Annotated in this window: 15 protein-coding genes; 10 read left to right on the top strand and 5 right to left on the bottom strand. The window is 67.5% G+C overall.

The features are described from left to right. The first annotated feature begins 48 nt into the window (after positions 1-48). Positions 49-1,425, top strand: coding sequence for a replication initiation protein (locus F3J18_RS18540; RefSeq protein ID WP_166913607.1), 1,377 nt, complete (start codon positions 49-51; stop codon positions 1,423-1,425). Here F3J18_RS18540 and F3J18_RS18535 read toward each other — a convergent pair. The 3 genes from F3J18_RS18535 to parA form a co-directional block, all read right to left on the bottom strand. After that, positions 1,397-1,603, bottom strand: a complete 207-nt coding sequence (locus F3J18_RS18535) for a hypothetical protein (RefSeq protein WP_166913606.1) — start codon at positions 1,601-1,603, stop codon at positions 1,397-1,399. The genes F3J18_RS18540 and F3J18_RS18535 overlap by 29 nt on opposite strands. 123 nt (positions 1,604-1,726) lie before the next feature. Further along, positions 1,727-2,776, bottom strand: coding sequence for a ParB/RepB/Spo0J family partition protein (locus F3J18_RS18530; protein ID WP_013688817.1), 1,050 nt, complete (start codon positions 2,774-2,776; stop codon positions 1,727-1,729). Positions 2,777-2,800: 24 nt separating this feature from the next. After that, the gene (gene parA, locus F3J18_RS18525) at positions 2,801-3,463 is read right to left on the bottom strand and encodes a ParA family partition ATPase (protein WP_013688816.1); all 663 of its coding nucleotides are present in this window, start codon (positions 3,461-3,463) and stop codon (positions 2,801-2,803) included. A gap of 477 nt (positions 3,464-3,940) precedes the next feature. Here parA and arsC point away from each other — a divergent pair, with 477 nt between their 5' ends. Beyond that, the gene (arsC, locus tag F3J18_RS18520; protein WP_166913605.1) at positions 3,941-4,297 is read left to right on the top strand and encodes an arsenate reductase (glutaredoxin); all 357 of its coding nucleotides are present in this window, start codon (positions 3,941-3,943) and stop codon (positions 4,295-4,297) included. Between the two features lie 317 nt (positions 4,298-4,614). Then, positions 4,615-5,175 carry an NAD(P)H-dependent oxidoreductase gene (locus tag F3J18_RS18515; RefSeq protein ID WP_166913604.1) on the top strand — a complete coding sequence of 187 codons (561 nt, stop codon included), beginning with the start codon at positions 4,615-4,617 and terminating at the stop codon, positions 5,173-5,175. A 212-nt stretch (positions 5,176-5,387) separates the two neighbouring features. On the opposite strand, the gene F3J18_RS18510 is transcribed toward F3J18_RS18515, so the two are convergent. Together F3J18_RS18510 and F3J18_RS18505 are read right to left on the bottom strand one after the other, a co-directional pair. Beyond that, on the bottom strand, positions 5,388-7,688 hold the full coding sequence (locus F3J18_RS18510) for a hybrid sensor histidine kinase/response regulator (RefSeq protein ID WP_025100230.1): 2,301 nt from the start codon (positions 7,686-7,688) through the stop codon (positions 5,388-5,390). 85 nt (positions 7,689-7,773) lie between these two features. Further along, entirely contained in the window at positions 7,774-8,670 is an 897-nt protein-coding gene (locus tag F3J18_RS18505; protein WP_345791219.1) for an alpha/beta fold hydrolase, read from the bottom strand. 344 nt (positions 8,671-9,014) lie between these two features. On the opposite strand from F3J18_RS18505, the gene F3J18_RS18500 reads away from it, so the two are divergent. The 7 genes from F3J18_RS18500 (at position 9,015) to F3J18_RS18470 (ending at position 17,056) form a co-directional block, all read left to right on the top strand. Continuing rightward, the gene (locus F3J18_RS18500) at positions 9,015-9,347 is read left to right on the top strand and encodes a hypothetical protein (protein WP_025100232.1); all 333 of its coding nucleotides are present in this window, start codon (positions 9,015-9,017) and stop codon (positions 9,345-9,347) included. A 190-nt stretch (positions 9,348-9,537) separates the two neighbouring features. Further along, positions 9,538-10,386: a presqualene diphosphate synthase HpnD gene (gene hpnD / locus F3J18_RS18495; RefSeq protein WP_036028459.1), complete on the top strand. Its 849-nt coding sequence runs from the start codon at positions 9,538-9,540 to the stop codon at positions 10,384-10,386. Positions 10,387-10,716: 330 nt separating this feature from the next. Next, the gene (gene shc, locus F3J18_RS18490; RefSeq protein ID WP_166913603.1) at positions 10,717-12,966 is read left to right on the top strand and encodes a squalene--hopene cyclase; all 2,250 of its coding nucleotides are present in this window, start codon (positions 10,717-10,719) and stop codon (positions 12,964-12,966) included. A 2-nt stretch (positions 12,967-12,968) separates the two neighbouring features. Continuing rightward, the gene (locus F3J18_RS18485) at positions 12,969-13,670 is read left to right on the top strand and encodes a phosphorylase (RefSeq protein ID WP_166913602.1); all 702 of its coding nucleotides are present in this window, start codon (positions 12,969-12,971) and stop codon (positions 13,668-13,670) included. A gap of 254 nt (positions 13,671-13,924) precedes the next feature. Next, positions 13,925-14,962 (top strand): C45 family peptidase, encoded by a 1,038-nt coding sequence (locus F3J18_RS18480; protein ID WP_166913612.1) that lies wholly within the window; start codon positions 13,925-13,927, stop codon positions 14,960-14,962. 87 nt (positions 14,963-15,049) lie between these two features. After that, on the top strand, positions 15,050-16,390 hold the full coding sequence (locus F3J18_RS18475) for an aspartate aminotransferase family protein (RefSeq protein ID WP_166913601.1): 1,341 nt from the start codon (positions 15,050-15,052) through the stop codon (positions 16,388-16,390). A gap of 111 nt (positions 16,391-16,501) precedes the next feature. After that, positions 16,502-17,056 carry a carboxymuconolactone decarboxylase family protein gene (locus F3J18_RS18470; protein WP_036055186.1) on the top strand — a complete coding sequence of 185 codons (555 nt, stop codon included), beginning with the start codon at positions 16,502-16,504 and terminating at the stop codon, positions 17,054-17,056. The last annotated feature ends 231 nt before the right edge of the window (positions 17,057-17,287 follow it).

Genomic DNA, 17,287 nt, shown 5'->3' with positions numbered 1-17,287 from the left:
ACCGCAGTCGCTATCCTTGCGGGAAACTTTCCTTGTCCGATCCGACGCATGGTTACGAAGCGCGCCAAGAAAACCGATGTGGATGTGGTGAATGCCAGCTCCGCCGAACTACGCAAGGCGGTCGAGGCGATCGCCATCCAGCCGAAGAGCGGCAAGATCACGCTGCTGACGCGCAAGCTCTTCAACGTGTTGCTGGCCGTCGCGCAGCAGGCCGACGATTCCGGCGATACCTACCGGGCGCTGCTGTCCGACATCGTCGCGAACTCGGCTTTCGATTCGAACGACACGGCGCTCGTGAAGGAGCACCTGCGACGCATGGTGTCTGTCCAGGTCGAATGGAGCACCGGCACCTCGAGCCAGAAGCCCGGCCGCAAGTGGGGGATCTCGACGCTGATCGCCGATGCGGAAATTCTCGAGGATCCGACCACCCGCCGCGTCTGGGTCGAATTCTCGTTCGCGCCGAAGATCAAGAAGAAGCTGCTCGACCCCGTCCAGTACGCGCGCCTGAGCCTGCAGTTCCAGAGCCAGTTGCGCAGCAGCGCCGGCCTGGCCTTGTACGAGATCTGCGTGCGCTACCTGACCAACCCGAGCCACCTGACGATGCGCGAGCCCTGGGAATGGTGGCGGCCGATCCTGTCGGGCACCCCCGACACTGAAGCCGGCGACGAGGCCAAGCGCGAATACAAATACTTCAAGCGCGATTACCTGCGCCCGGCAATCGCCGAGGTGAATGCGGTCACGAATATCTTTGTCGAGCTGATCGAGCATCGCGAAGGCCGGCGCGTGGCCGAGATCCAGTTTCGCGTTTCCGAGCGCAAGCAGCCGATGCTGGCGCTCGACGAACATCCGAACGTATTCGACAGCACGCTGGTCGACCGCATGGTCAAGCTCGGCATTCCCTTGAAGGAAGCGCAGACGCTTTATGCGGACAGCGAGGAAAACCGGATTCGCGCGGCACTCCAGATGACCGAGCAGCGTATGCGCAGCACCACCCTGCCGCCGGTACGCAGTGCCGGGGCGCTGTTCAAGGATGCGCTGAAGAAGGGTTATGCCCCGCCGGTCGACCCGGATGCGCTGCCGGGCGCAACGACCGCGGGCAAGCTGGCGTCGGTGGCATCCGCAGCGGGTTCGCTCGACGATCCGAAGGCGCGGCTGCGCGGCGAATACGACGCCTACCGCCGCAAGGAAGCAAAATCGCTCTACGAGGAACAGGGCCAGGCCGAGCGGGATTTGGCACGGCAATCGTTCGAGACCGATGTGCTGCCGGCTCTTGGTTCGCATCTGCGCGATGACTGGCGCCGGCGCGGACTCGATTCGAAGCTGGTCGAGACGGCATTCTTCGATTGGCTCGCGCTGAAGACCTGGGGCGAACCGACCGACGGTGATCTGCTGGCGTTCACGCTGAATCAGTCACGAGCAGCTTGAGATACTGAAAATCCAGATCGATCGCGACGCGGTCGAGAATCGGGAAAGGCCGAGTCCTGTTTGAACGGGGCTCGGCCTTTTTGCTTTTCGGGTGCTTGGCTTGAGCGTGCACCGTGTCGTTGGCGATATTCCGGCGGCGAGCTCCCGCGCGTGCTTCTTTTTCCTGGTCGTGAATCACGCCGGCTTCGACAAAGGCTCCATCAATAAAAACACCCCGGAAGCGGGACTTCCGGGGTGTCTATGTCGTGCATTCCGAATCCAGCGAGAGGCGTGGTTCTCTCGCCAAGCCTGGCTGGAGCGCTCAGCTGAGCAGCATCTTTTCGAGTTGTTGCAGGATCTCGTCGCGCTTTTCTCGCGACAGGCCGCGCAGGCGGAGCTCGAGGCGGTCGTCACCATAGGACTTCAGGTCGCCGACCGTCGAACCATTCATCTTGATCTCATGGCGCTGGGCATAACGCTGCCGCCCTGCCGGCTTGGCATTTTCTTGCGCGCTCGCCCTGCCCTTCACGATGTCGGCTACCTGTCGCGTGCTGAGGTCGTCGGACAGGATCTTGTTGATCAGGCGCAGCGTGGCGTCGGTACCGCGAGCCGAGTGATAACGGCCGACCTGGTAGGCCATGTTCGAGCCGAAGCGATCGGTACGCGTGACCATTTCCTGCATCACGGCCTCGGGCAGTTTGCCGATCGACAAGGCCACGGCGATCGTCGATTCGTCGATGCCCAGATGCTCGGCCAGCTCCTTCTGGCTCTGGAAGAACTTGTCCTCCAGGAAGCGGCGCCAGACCACCGCGTTGTCGAACACGGTTTGCGAATCGCGCTGGACGTTCAGGTCGTAACCGAGCTTGTAGCTCTCGATGCCGATCGGAATGTCGATCACGATGGCCTTCACCGAATCCTTGTTCGCCTCCTTCAGCGCGCGGACGCGCCGGCCGCCGTCGCTGACGAAGAAGGTGCCGGGGTGCTCGTAGTCGGGGATCACGTGGATCGCCTGCTGCTGCCCTTGTTTCGCGAGATTGACGGCGAGTTCGGCGATCGACGACTTCAGATAGAAATGCCGCGGATTGAACGGGCTCGCTTTGATCGTCTTCAGCGGCAGTTCGATGATCTGGCCGGGCTGGTAGCGATGCTCGACGCGCCACGCGTGATATTGCGGCGATTCATTGGTCGGCTCCGCCGGCGGCGTCTCGACGATCGTGACCGGGATGTCTTTCTTCGACGATTTCGTTGGTGCCGGCGTTTCCGACTTCACGATCCCGTCGATCGCATTGAGCCGATCGAGCGCCGTTCGCTTTTCGCTGGTGGTGGTATCGGGGCGCGCCTGGAAGCCTTTGGCAAATTGGGAGGGTTTCATTCAAGGTCCTTTATGCGCATAAAGTCAGGGCAGCATGCCGGCGATTTCGTCGGCGCATGCACGGATTTCCGCGGCGGCAAGGCGCGCGCCACGATCGTTCATCTGCAGGACAGTTTGCCCCAGCGCCATCGCCTGCTTATAGGCCTCGCGCGTCGGGATCTGCGTCTTCAGCAGAGGGAAGCCCAATTCTTCGATGGCACGCTTCAGCTCCCGCGTCAGCATGCGTTTCTCTTCAGTCTTGTTCAGCAGGAACACCGCGCGCAGGTCTTCGTTCATGACCTGGGCTTGCTGGATCAGTTTCACGAGGCCGACGCTCGACCAGTAATCGGCCGGTGACGACGAGGTGGGAATGACGGCGACGGTGGCAGCCAGCAGCACGACGCCGGAAACCTTCTCGGTGATCGACGGCGGGCAGTCGACCACGATGACGTCGTAGTCGTTGATGAACTTCTTGATCTCGCGATGGATTTGTCCGCCGGCTTCGGCGAGATTGACGACAGGAAACGGGATGCCGTTGTCGCTGTCACCTGACGCGCTTGACCAATGGATGAGCGTGTTTTGGCCATCTGCGTCGACGACGAGGACGCGCTTCCCTTTTTCATGGAATGCCGCGCCGAGGTGCATGGAGATGGTGCTCTTACCGACACCGCCCTTCTGTTGAGTGACCGCAATGATTTCGGCTGCCAATTTGCACTCCTGTTTGGATCGACGAAATTTTACCTGATGAATTTCGTATTTCAATGATTTAGTCGATAACAGGTAAAAGATTGGCCATTCGACCGAGGCGTTTATGCGCATAAAGCTGCCGCGCCAGGATAGGAGCACGCGTGGCGGGCGTAACTTGGAGATTCGAATCAGTGGCGCCCAAAGGAGCGTCCTGGCTTCCGACCACGTGGTGGCTCACCCGGTTTATGCGCATAAAGCTGCAGCGCGCGGGCTACGGAGTAGACGGAGTTGGCCCTCTCCGCAAGGCGGGGTGATTTCTGGAAGACCCCTGATCAAGCAGGCCCCGGCAATGGATTTATGCGCATAAACCCACAACCGTTTGCGCTCCCTCTTCTCGAATAAACAGCCCGCGGGTCGAGGTTCAGTCTGGTTGAACGCTCCCTTCCCGTCGCTACAATAGACGCCCTATCCCGCCCTCTTACCTCGACGCCCATCCCAATGATCACGATCTACCACAACCCCCGTTGCTCCAAGTCCCGCGAAACCCTGGCCCTGCTCGACTCGCTGAACAAACGCGACGAACCCATCCAGGTGGTCGAGTATTTGAAGACTCCGTTGACCGTCGCACAATTGAAGACGCTGCATCGCCAACTCGGCCGTCCCCTGCGCGACATGGTTCGAGACAACGAGACCGAATTCAAGGACCTGGGCCTGAGCGACCCCGCCACCGATGAAACCGCGATTTACGCCGCCATTGCCGAGTACCCGATCCTGCTGCAACGCCCGATCGTGGTGGTGAACGATAAAGCCGCGATTGGTCGCCCTCCGGAATCCATCGCTGCCTTGTTTGAATAATTCTTATAAATATTATTTGATCTATTCGATCGCTCGAAACTCGACACGCCTCGTCTTCCGCAACTGTCACGTTTTGCGTTCAAACTAGTGCGCTATGCTGTCCCGCACGCGTGTCGAGCCGGTTTCCTGGCCTCGCCACTTATCCCCCGGTACGCGTAGCCTGAAAGTTATCCACAATTTCTGTGGAAAACCTTGTGGAAAGCCTGCCCGGATCGCCCGCGCCGCCGGACTTGCGCTGGCCTGCCCGCAAATGGCCCGTTGCCATTCGTTGGTGAAGGAATCCGGGCGCATTCTCAATCGAGCGGAAGGAGAACGTGATGACATACCGAATTGCCGTGGTCGTCGGCAGCCTGCGACGCGAGTCGTTCAACCGGGCTCTCGCCAAGGCCGTGATCTCGCTTGCCCCCGATGATTTTGACTTCGAGTTCGCCGATATCGGCAAGCTCGCGCTCTACAGCCAGGATTACGACCCGGCCTTTCCCGCCGAGGCGACCGCCTTCAAGAAACAGATCGAGGAAGCCGATGGCCTGCTGTTCGTGACGCCCGAGTACAACCGCTCGATCCCGGGCGTGCTGAAGAACGCGCTCGACTGGGGTTCACGGCCGTGGGGACACAATTCCTGGAGCGGCAAGCCCGGCGCCGTGCTCGGTACCTCGCCGGGGGCCATCGGCACCGCGCTCGCGCAGCAGCATCTGCGCAACGTGCTGTCCTATCTCGATGTCGCGACGCTCGCGCAGCCCGAGATGTTCATCAAGCACGACACCAGCCGCATCGACGACGAAGGCAAGATCGCCAGCGATGACACGCGCAAGTTCCTGCAGTCCTTCGTCGATCGCTACGCGGATTGGGTGCGTCGCCACGCGACGAAGACGGCCTGAGCGGTGGCTCGGGATATGAGTCGAATCTGAGCTGAACAGGCGCGGCGCGCGGCCGGTGGAGCGGAGCCAGGAACTCCGCCGGCGCCTGTCGAGTACTCTGCGCATCGCCCTGCCCTGCTCCCCCTGCGTTCCTCACCCTGCCGCGCCTCGGGCCACCAACCCGGCCGGCAGGGCAGTCCACCTCCCCTCCCCCGCCCTGCCCGCTCCACGCCTCAAGCGCGGATCCGTCCGCTCTTGCGCGCATCGCGCGCCTGCCGGATCGCATGCAGCATGTCGTCGAGCAGCCCGATGTCGAAGGGCTTGGAGAGCACGCGCGCATTCACGCGCCGTGTGCGGTCGAGTTCCTCCGCGTAGCCGGTGACGAGGATCACGGGCAGCGTGCCCGGGCGTCGCTCGATCTCCTCGGCCAGGTCGATGCCGTTGAGCGTGCCCGGCATGTGGATATCGGAGATCACCAGGTCGAAGGGCCGCGACTCGTCCTCGGGATCGAGCGGCGCGTCGACCAGCGCGAGCGCGTCGTCGGCGTTGGCCGCGTAGGTGACGCGATGGCCGAGCAACGACAGCAGCGCCTCGGTACCGGCGGCCACCTCGCCGTTGTCCTCGACCAGCAGGATGCGCAGGCCTTCCCGCGGCGGATCGGTTTCCAGCGAGGAAGCTTCGCGCGGCGCGGGCGCGGCGGGCGGCGCCTCGTCGGTGATGCGCGCGCGCGGCAGGTAGAGGCGCACCGTGGTGCCCTCCCCCAGCGCGCTGTCGATCGTGGCGATGCCGCCCGAACGCTCGCAGAACGCGAACACCTGCGGCAGGCCGAGGCCGGTGCCCATGCCCTTCGGCTTGGTGGTGAAGAGCGGCTCGAAGGCATGCGCGAGCACCTCGGGCGCCATCCCGCTGCCGGTGTCGGCCAGCGAGAGCTGGACGAAGTCGCCCGTCAGCGGGAAGCCGTCCTCGTGGCGGAAGGTGATGTTCTGCGCGGCGATCGTGAAGCGCCCGCCGGTCGGCATCGCGTCGCGCGCGTTCACCGACAGGTTGATCACCGCCAGCTCGAGCTCGGCGATATCGACGCGGATCGGCCAGATGCCGGGCGGCATGTCGAACACCAGCGCCGATTTCGATCCCAGCGACGTCTTCAGCAGTTCGCGGCACGAGGAGCCGAGCCATTGCGGCACGTCGATCGTCTCGCTGCGCAGCGGCTGCTTGCGCGCTACCCCGAGCAACTGGCGCGTCAGCGACTGGCCGTTCTTCAGTGCGCGCTCGATGGCCGTCAGCTCGATGTCCAGATGCGCGGCGCCGCGTCGGCGCACGATCTGGATATTGCTCGAGATGATCATCAGCAGGTTGTTGAAATCATGCGCGACGCTGCCGACCAGGTTGCCGAGCGCCTCCATCTTGCGCGACTGACGATAGGCCGACTCGATCGAGCGGCGCATCGAAGCCTCGGCCTGCCAGCGGTCCCAGGCCTGCTCCTCGACGCGCAGCCGCTTCAGCGACAGCCAGATCACGCACCACAGCGCCAGCGAGGGGGCGAACATCGAGATGAACAGCACGCTCAGGTGCTCGTACCAGGCGCGCCAGATCGCCGGCGCGCGGTAGGCGCAGATCACATAGACGGGATAGGAGCCGACCTGGCGGTAGGCGACGATCTCGCTCGCGCCGTCGTGCTCGACGCGGATGATGCCGGCGCGCGGGCTCGAGGCGCTCGCGTTGACGAAGGGTGCCTCGTGCTCGTCGAGCTTTTCGTCGCCGGTCTCTGGCGGCGGCGGATACGAGGCGAGCACCGCGCCGTCGCTGCGCGTGAGCGCCATCGACATCGGCGAGCTCTCGCCGCCGAGCAGGTCGCGATAGAAGGCGTTGAAGTACGAGGACTTCAGCGCGATCGAGACCATCCCCGCGAAGCTGCCGTCGCTATGCTGGCGCGCCACGCCGGTGTTGAACACCAGGCTCGGCGTGGTGGAGCGCATCGGCCCGCGCATCGGCCGCGAGATGTGCTCGATCACCTTGTTGTCGCGAATGCCGATGAAGTCGTCGCGGTTCGCGATCGAGGCGTGCGGGGCCGGGTAGTACAGGGAATTGGCGAGCAGCATGCCGCTCGCGCCGAAGATCGAGACCGCCGCTACCTGCGGATAGCCGCCGCCGATGGTGTTGAGCGCGTCGTGGATGTCGGCTTCGGACTTGCGCACGGATTCGTCGTCGAGATCCTGGACCAGGTCGACGATGCGCGCGTCGAGCGTCTCGGTCAGGTCGAACACCTTCAGCGCATGCTCCTCGGCCACGCGCACGGTGCGCATGGTGACGTCGCGTGCGGTCGCCTCGCGCGTGCGCAGGTCGTTGTAGGCCATCACGGCGACATAGACGCAGGGCAGCACGATCGCGGCCAGCAGCAGCACGATCAGCGTGACGCGGCGCACCGCGAAATCGTGCTCGGGCGCGCCCGTCGTAAACGACGCGTCGTCGTCGTCCTCCCAGTCGGTGGCGGCGGGCGCGGCGGGGCGTGGGGCGTCGTGCCGGAGGGGCTTCATGGTGGGAGCTGCAGCGTGCGGCGGCCTGTCATCGAATGATCGTCATCATAAACGACTCGCGGGCACTGGCCGCGCGATCGCTGCCTCAGATCGTCGTGTTGCGCGCGATGCCCGCCAGCAGCTCGGCGAGCGTGTCGGGCTGGGACAGGAACGGCGAATGGCTGCTGTCGAGTGCGTGGACGCGCGTCGGCCGCTCGGGCAGGAAGGCGTCGGCCTCGGCGATGAAGCGCCGCTGCAGCGCCGGCAGGATCACGCGATCCTCGGCGCAGGTCACGTAGTGGCGCGCGATCGAGCCCCAGCGCTCGGCGGTGGTCGCGATCGGCGTGGCGAATGGCGCGGTCGGCACGTCCGAGGACATCAGCCGCGTCACGGCGCGGAACGTCGCCTCGTCCACGTCCTCGAACAGCGCCTGCTTCAGCGTGGCGAGATAGGCCGCGTCGCGGCTGGCCGGGTTGATGCGCAGCGCGCCGATCGCGCGAGGGCTGGCGCAGATCAGCGAGGCCAGCATTTCGCCATGGTTCTCGGGGGCACGCACGTAGTCGAGGCCGGGCACGCCCGAGGCGGGCATGAACGCGGCCAGGTAGACCAGCGCCGCGATCCGCTCCGGCGCCCGTTCGGCCGCGGCCGTGATCGCCACGCCGCCCATGCTGTGGCCGACCAGCACCACGCGCGGGTGGCCGAGCGCGCAAGCGGCATCGATCGCGCGCAGCACCTGCCCGGTGTAATCGTCGAGCGTGGTGGCGGCGACCGGCGATGGCTCCTGGGCCAGCGCCTGTGCATCGCCCTGCCAGAACGCGGCCGGGTAGCGCGCGTCGAGGCCATGCGCGGGCAGGTCGCGCGCGACGCTCGCATGGCCGCGCGCCGCGAGCGCTGCGCCCAGGCGTTCGTAGGCCCAGGCGCCATGCCAGGCGCCGTGGACCAGCACGAAGGGCAGCGGCGCGGCGGCGTTGCGCGAATGGGTGTCGATGTCGGGATGGTTCACGGCTGTCTCCTGATCCGGTTTCTGTTGTTTTGCCGGGACGGCCTGCCCGGATGCGCGGCGATGATCGCTGCGGCACGATGGTGCCAGAGAGCGGGCTGCTTTGTCGCGACACGCTCGCCTGGCGATGTGAGCGCCCGCTGACCCGTCCCGCGCCGATTTCAGACGAATCCGATATGCGACGCGGCGATCGGCCCTCCAACGCCGCGAAACGGGATGCTTCGCATGACAAACGGCTTTCATCGTGCGCAATCTGTTACGGCGGCGCCACAGCCGGAACCGTTCCCTATTCCATTCGACCGGGTTCTCGGGCTAATTTCGAGGATGCTCCTTCATGACCGCGCCTCATGAATACCGACTACCTGTTCTATCGCCGCCCCGCGACGCCCGGCCCCTACTCGCTCGACGACCTCGGTGACGTCGCGCCGTCGATCGCGCCGGGCGACACGATCCGCGACGCGATCGGCCGTGTGATCGACGGGCTGGCCTGGCGCGAATCCGAATCGGTGCCGGGCGCCTGGTTCGGCGAAGGCGGCGCGCTGTTCCAGTTCACCGTGGAGAGCGACGGCCAGGTCACCAGCTTCATGGGCTCGCGGCTGGACCGCCGCCAGGTGCTGCAACTGGCCCGCGCGATGGGGCTGATCGCCCTCGACCTGCAGCGCGACGTGGTGTTCGCCTAGGCTGTCGCGCCTGCGGGGCCCGCGAGCGGCAGCGGGTGTCAAACATTGCTATACTTGCCGCCATTTCCGGCCAAGCATCGGCCAATCAAGCCTGTCTGCGCGTATCGTTCGCGCATCTCGCAAGCCTCTCCATCCCCCGCCGGGCATGGCTGTTTTCATCGCCCGCGAGGGTGTCTTAGCGGAGCTCGTCTTGGCCGTTTCCAATCTAGTCGTGGACGACACCCAAACCGACGTCGCTGCCGTCTCATCGGGCAGTTCCTTCTATCGCGCGATGCGGATCCTGCCGGCGGCGCAGCGCGACGCCATGTTCCAGGTCTATGCGTTCTGCCGCGCCGTCGACGATATCGCCGATGACGGCGGCTCGCGCGAGGAACGCGCGGCCGGGCTCGACCGCTGGCGCGTCGACATCGACGCCTGCTACGCCGGCAAGCCGCGTGCCTCGCTGGTGCCGCTCACCGAGGAAATCCGCAAGTTCGGGCTCAAGCGCGAGGATTTCCACGACATGATCGACGGCATGGCGATGGACGCCGCCGAGGACATCTGCGCGCCCGACGACGCCACGCTCGATCTCTATTGCGATCGCGTGGCGAGCTCGGCGGGCCGGTTGTCGGTGCGGATCTTCGGCATGCAGGAAGCGCCCGGCATCGAGCTGGCGCATCACCTCGGCCGCGCGCTGCAGCTGACCAACATCCTGCGCGACATCGACGAGGACGCCGACATCAACCGCTGCTATCTGTCGCGCGAGTTGCTCGAACGCGAGGGCATTCCCGTGACCGATCCGCTCACGATCGCCGCGCATCCGGCGCTGCCGGGCGTCTGCGCGACATTGGCGGAGCGCGCGCTGGCGCATTTCGCGCGCGCCGACGCGATCATGGACGGCGCGCCGCGCGCGCAGGTCAAGGCGCCGCGCATCATGTCCGGCGCCTATCGCTGCATACTCGAGGCCGCGATGGCACGTGGCTTCGCCGCGCCGCGCGCGCCGCTGCGCAAGCCGCGCCTGCGGATGATGCTGATCGCCTTGCGCTACGCGTTCTTCTGATCTGATGTCGATGCATGCCCGGGCGATCGGCGGATCGCCCGTCACGCCGCATGGCTGCCCGCCGTGCGCGTGCGCGGAGCACTGTGAGGTAAGTGCCCGCTATCACCGGATGTTGCGCCGTGCCGATGCCGCCGGCCGCGCATCCGACGTTCCGACCGGCGGGCTGGCGGCCTTGGCGCGCGCCCTGCCGGAACCTGAAACGTTCGGCCCCGCCTTCGCGCCGGCCGGATTCGCTGTTCGCGGGCGCGCCGGCCGCCGCCCTGCCCGCGTCGATCGACGGGGCGTGCCTTCGGGTAACAACGCACGCGCCGCATGACAAGAGAGGGACCGATGAACGATCTCACCGACTCGACCACACCCGACGGCGCGACACCGAACGCCGCGCCGTCGCCTGCCGCCGGGGCGGCGAACCTGCCTGCCACGTCGGCCGTCACGGCTGCGCAGGACGCGACGCCGACCGTTGCCGATCATGCACCTGCAGCACCTGCAGCACCTGCAGCACCTGCAGCACCTGCGGCAACGGCAGCAACGGCAGCAACGGCAGCAACGGCAGCAACGGCAGCAACGGCAGCCGAGGCCGAGGCAACCACGCAAGCCGCCGCCGCAACTCCCGTCGCGCCCGTCGCCGCCAAGCTTCCCTCCCCCGCCGAACTCGACACCGCCGTCACGCGCGCGACCGACGCGCTGCTGGCCGCGCAGCAGGCCGATGGCCACTGGGTCTACGAGCTCGAGGCCGATGCGACGATCCCGGCCGAATACGTGCTGCTGGTCCACTACCTCGGCGAGACCCCGAACGCCGAACTCGAGCGCCGGATCGGCCGCTACCTGCGGCGCATCCAGCTGCCCGGCGGCGGCTGGCCGCTGTTCACGGACGGCGCGCCCGACGTCAGCGCGAGCGTGAAGGCCTACTTCGCGCTGAAGATGATCGGCGACGACGTCGAGGCCGAGCACATGGTGCGCGCGCGCCAGGCGATCCACGCGATGGGCGGCGCCGAGATGTCGAACGTCTTCACGCGCATCCAGCTCGCGCTGTTCGGCGTGGTGCCCTGGTTCGCGGTGCCGATGATGCCGGTCGAGATCATGCTGCTGCCGCAGTGGTTCCCGTTCCACCTGTCGAAGGTCTCGTACTGGGCGCGCACGGTGATCGTGCCGCTGCTGGTGCTGAACGCGAAGCGTCCGCTGGCGAGGAACCCGCTCGGCGTGCGCGTCGACGAGCTGTTCGTCAATCCGCCCGTCAACACCGGCCTGCTGCCCAGGCAGGGCCACCAGAGCGCCGGCTGGTTCCTGCTGTTCCGCGGCGTGGACGGCCTGCTGCGCCTGACCGACGGGCTGTTCCCGCGCTACTCGCGCGAACGCGCGATCCGCCAGGCCGTGCAGTTCGTCGACGAGCGCCTGAACGGCGAGGACGGCCTCGGCGCGATCTACCCGGCGATGGCGAACTCCGTGATGATGTACGCCGCGCTCGGTTATCCCGAGGACCACCCGAATCGCGCGACCGCGCGCCGCTCGCTCGACAAGCTGCTGGTGATCAAGGACGACGAGAGCGACGAGGCCTATTGCCAGCCCTGCCTGTCGCCGGTCTGGGACACCACGCTGGCCGCGCACGCCCTGCTCGAGACCGGCGAGCCGCGTGCCGAGGCTGCCGCGCTGCGCGGCCTCGAATGGCTGCGCCCGCTGCAGATCCTCGACGTGCGCGGCGACTGGATCTCGCGCCGCCCGCACGTGCGCCCCGGCGGCTGGGCCTTCCAGTACGCGAACCCGCATTACCCCGACGTCGACGACACCGCCGTGGTGGTGCTGGCGATGGACCGCGCGGCGCGCCTCACGCAATCGGACGTCGACCGCGACGCGATCGCGCGGGCCCGCGAATGGGTGGTCGGCATGCAGAGCAGCGACGGCGGCTGGGGCGCGTTCGAGCCCGAGAACACCCATCACTACCTGAACAACATCCCCTTCTCCGATCACGGCGCCCTGCTCGACCCGCCCACCGCCGACGTCTCGGGGCGCTGCCTGTCGATGCTCGCGCAGCTCGGCGAGACCAACGTCAACAGCCAGCCCGCGCAGCGCGCGCTCGACTACCTGCTCGCCGAGCAGGAAGCCGACGGCAGCTGGTATGGCCGCTGGGGCATGAACTACATCTACGGCACCTGGAGCGCGCTCGGCGCGCTGAACGCGGCGGGCCTCGGCCACGACGATCCGCGCGTGAAGCGCGCCGCGCAGTGGCTGCTGTCGATCCAGAATCCCGACGGCGGCTGGGGCGAGGACGGCACCAGCTACAAGCTCGACTATCGCGGCTACGGGCCGGCCACCAGCACCGCCTCGCAGACCGCCTGGGCCCTGCTCGGCCTGATGGCGGCCGGCGAGGTCGATCACGCGGCGGTCGCGCGCGGCATCGACTGGCTGATCGCCGAACAGAAGACGCACGGGCTGTGGGACGAGACGCGCTTCACCGCGACCGGCTTCCCGCGCGTGTTCTACCTGCGCTACCACGGCTATCGCAAGTTCTTCCCGCTGTGGGCGCTGGCGCGCTATCGCGGCCTCAAGCGCGCCGGCACCACGCGCGTGACGGTCGGGATGTGAGGATGGCGACCCAGACCACCCTTGCGCCGGTGATCGCCGTCACCGGCATGGCCTTCGAGGCGAGGATCGCGCGCGGCGAAGGCGTCGAGACCGTCTACGCGGCGCGCGCCGACCGGCTCGAGCGCGCCTTGTCGGAAGCGGTCGAGCGCGGCTGCTCGGGCATCATCAGCTTCGGCACGGCGGGCGGCCTCGCGCCCGATCTGGCGCCGGGCGCGCTGGTCATCGCCGAGGCGATCGACGGCCCGTTCGGCGAGGTGCGCACCGATGCCGGCTGGAACCGCCGGCTGGTGGCCGCGCTGCGCGGCACGCCGGTGGTGCCGAACCTGCGGCTCGGGCGGATCGCGGCGGTCGGCGCGCCGGTCGTCGACGCGCAGCAGAAGGCCGCGCTGCACGCGCGCCACGGCGCGCTCGCCGTCGACATGGAGTCGCATATCGCCGGCGCCTTCGCGGCGGCGCGCGGCGTGCCCTTCGCGGTGTGCCGGGCGATCGTCGATCCGTCCTGGCGCACCCTGCCGAGCGCGGCCACCGCCGGCCTGCGCGACGACGGCACCACCACCATCCTGCCGATCCTGCGCGAACTCGCGAAACAGCCCTCGCAACTGGGCGCGCTGCTGAAGCTGGCCGGCGACGCGCGCGCGGCCAAGACCACGCTGATCCAGGCGCGTCACGCCTTCGAGCGCGAAGGCGCCTGGCGAGGCGTCTGAGCCGAGCCACGGCGATTCCTGCCGATAACGCCCTCGCCTTGCGAGGGCGTTTTTTCTTCCTCGCTCGTTCCCCTCTTCCGTATCGACACAGCCCGAGTGCCGGCGCCACGGCCGTGTTGTCGTCTCGTTCGTCGTGACAACATTTGTTGTTGATGCGTATAATTTCGGCCCATGTGTTGTCGATCTCTTGCATTGGCCCGCCCTCGCCTTCGATCGACATCCGCCCCCGAATTTCCAGCTACCGAAGCGCATCGATGAAAGCACTCCACCCCGTCGTGATCGCCGGCACGCCGCGCGAGATCGGCCGCCGGCTCGGCGAACTCGCGCGCCCGCTGATGGCCGCGTACCGCGCGCAAAGCCGCGCCTGGCAAGCGCTCGAGGCGCGCCTTGGCGAACCGTTGCTGCCGATCTGGCGGCGCGAGGCCGAGGCCGTGTTTCCCGATTGCGTCGCCGAGCTCGACGGCCTCGCCGAAGGGCTCGGCCTGCCGGCCGAGCTGGTGTTCGCCTGGAATTGCCGCGGCGAGCTGCTCAATCGCTCCGGCGACGGCTGCACCACCGTCGCGGCGCGCGACGCGAGCGGCGGCCGCATCGCGCACAACGAGGACGGCGATCCGTTCCTGCTCGATCGCTGCTGGCTCGTCGAGGTTCGCCCGACGCGCGGCCCCGGCTTCCTCAGCTTCTACTATCCCGGTTCGCTGCCCGGCCATACCTTCGCGCTGAACCGCGCCGGCCTGGTGCAGACCATCAACAACGTGCGGATCACCGCGCCGGCGGCCGGCGTGCCGCGCATGGTGCTGGCGCGCGCGGTGCTCGACGCCACCTCGCTCGATGCCGCGCTCGCGCTGCTGCGCGACACGCCGCGCGCGAGCGGTTTCCATCACATGCTCGGCTGCGCCGGCGATGCCCGCATTGCCAGCGTCGAGGCCAGCGCGGCCCGTACCTCGGTGACGAGCGTCGAGGCGCGCTACGGCCACGCCAACCACCTCGTGCATCCCGGGCCGAACGCCGATGCCGACGCGCAGATCGTCACCGCTTCGTCGCGCGATCGGCAGGCGCGGCTCGACGAGTTGCTGCCCGCGCTCGCCGCGACGAACCTGGATGCGCTGGCCGGCGTGCTCGCCGATCGCGGTGGCGCCGGCCTGCCGATCTTCCGTGACGATCCGGCCGATCCCGACGACGAAAACACGCTCGCGACCGCCCTCTTCGAGATCGACCAGCACGGCGTCGATTTCTCGGTGAGACGCGATGGCGTGACGGGTTTCGCGCTGCGCGTGACGCGCGAAACCGCCTGATCCGAACCGCAGCCGGCAGCCGCGTCGTGCGGCGCCGATGGCATTCACGAACCCGCCTTCCAGCAGCCAGCAGGAGCAAACACGATCATGACCAAGGTATTTCATCGCGCTCCGCGCGCGACCCTTCCCGTCGCGGTGGTCGGCGACGGCATCGAGCTCATCGACTCGACCGGCAAGCGCTACATCGATGCCTGCGGCGGCGCGGCCGTTTCCTGCCTCGGCCACAGCAACGCGCGCGTGATCGAGGCGATCAAGCGGCAGGCCGAGCGCCTGCCTTACGCGCATAGCTCCTTCTTCACCACCGAGCCCGTCGAGGAACTGGCCGATCGCCTGATCGAGGCGGCACCGGCCGGGCTCGGCCACGTGTATTTCACGTCGGGCGGCTCGGAATCGATCGAGACGGCGCTGAAGCTGGCGCGCCAGTATTTCGTCGAGATCGGCCAGCCGGCGCGCCGCCACTTCATCGCGCGGCGCCAGAGCTATCACGGCAATACGCTCGGCGCGCTGGCGATCGGCGGCAACCCGTGGCGCCGCGAGCCCTTCCTGCCGCTGCTGATCGACGCGCATCACGTGAGCCCCTGCTACGCCTATCGCGAGCAGCGCGCCGACGAAAGCGAGGAAGCCTTCGCCCAGCGGCTCGCCGACGAACTCGAGAACCGGATCCTCGAACTGGGCCCGGAGACGGTCGCGGCCTTCGTCGCGGAGACCGTGGTGGGCGCGACGGCCGGCGCGGTGCCGCCGGTGCGCGCGTATTTCCGCAAGATCCGCGCCGTCTGCGATAAATACGGTGTCCTGCTGATCCTCGACGAGATCATGTCGGGCATGGGCCGCACCGGCCATCTGTTCGCCTGCGAGGAGGACGGCATCGCGCCCGACATCCTGACCATCGCCAAGGGGCTCGGCGCCGGTTATCAGCCGATCGGCGCGACGCTCGCCAGCGACCGGATCTATGACGCGATCGTGGGCGGCACCGGGTTCTTCCAGCACGGGCACACCTATATCGGCCATGCCACCGCCTGCGCGGCCGCGCTCGAGGTGCAGCGCGTGATCGCTGAGGAAGGTCTGCTCGACAATGTGCGCGAGCGCGGCGAACAGTTGCGCGCGCAACTTCGTGAGCGTTTCGCCGATCACGAAGCCGTCGGCGACGTGCGCGGGCGCGGCCTGTTCGTCGGCGTCGAATTCGTCGCCGATCGCGGCACCAGGCAGCCCTTCGATCCTTCCCTGCGCCTGCATGCGGCCCTGCGGCGCGAGGCGATGGCGCGCGGGTTGATGGTCTACCCGATGGGCGGCACGGTCGACGGCCGGCAGGGCGACCACGTGCTGCTGGCACCGCCCTTCATCTGCTCGGCCGAGCAAATCGATATCATCGTCGAGCGGCTGGCGCAGTCGCTCGACGCGGCGCTGGCATCGAGCGGCGCCGCGCGCTGAAGCGCCACGGCCCTTCGAGGGCCGCCGGCAGGCGCCACGATCGACATCGATCGCCGCCTGCCCGCCGCGCCCCGCCCTGTCCCGCCATTCACTCCAATCCGGACTTCCGACATGACGAACCGCCTTCCCCCGTTCGATACCGCGAGCGCCTCCGACGAACAGCGCGCCGTGCTCGACGAAATCCTGGCCGGCCCGCGCGGCAACCTCAACGGCCCCTTCCTCGGCTGGATCCACAGCCCGGTGCTGGCCCAGCATGCGCAGCGGCTCGGCGCGTTCTGCCGCTACCAAACGGGCTTGCCGCTGCGCCTGTCCGAGCTGGCGATCCTGGCCACCGCCGCGCGCTGGCGCTCGCAGGCCGAGTGGCACATCCATCTGCCGATCGCCCTGGACGCCGGCGTGCCGGCGGCGGTGGCCGAAGCGATCCGGCGCGGCGAGACGCCCGTCTTCGACGATGCCGACGATGCGCTGGTCCACCGTTTCGCGACCGAGCTCTACGACACGCAGCGCGTGAGCGACGCGACCTACGACGCGGCGCTCGCGCGCTTCGGCCATGAAGTGGTGATCAACCTGGTGGGCTTGCTCGGCTATTACGCGCTGGTGGCGATGACGCTGAACGTGTTCGGGATGCGCGCGAACGGCCAGCAGACATTGCCGTTCGCGGAGTGAGGCGGAAAAACAGGCGGGATGAGACTGGCGCGCGTGCGGGGCGAAGGCGTTCGCCTGCCCGGGATGGCGACGATCGGCGGATCGTCGCCGTGACCGCGTCGAGGCGCGGTCGCAGCGGCCGGCTCGATGCAACCGGCCCGCTGCACGCTACTCAGTGCGGCACGCTCATTGGGCAGCCGGCGCGCTGGCTGGCGCGGCCGGGGCCACGGCCGGCACGGCCGGTGCCAGCGA

Origin of the sequence: Burkholderia sp. Ax-1720 (genome assembly GCF_011753035.1) — a bacterium.
In the GTDB taxonomy this organism is placed as follows: Bacteria; Pseudomonadota; Gammaproteobacteria; order Burkholderiales; family Burkholderiaceae; genus Burkholderia; species Burkholderia gladioli.
Note: the sequence above shows the minus strand (reverse complement) of the source record. Positions and strands in the feature narration are given on the sequence as shown.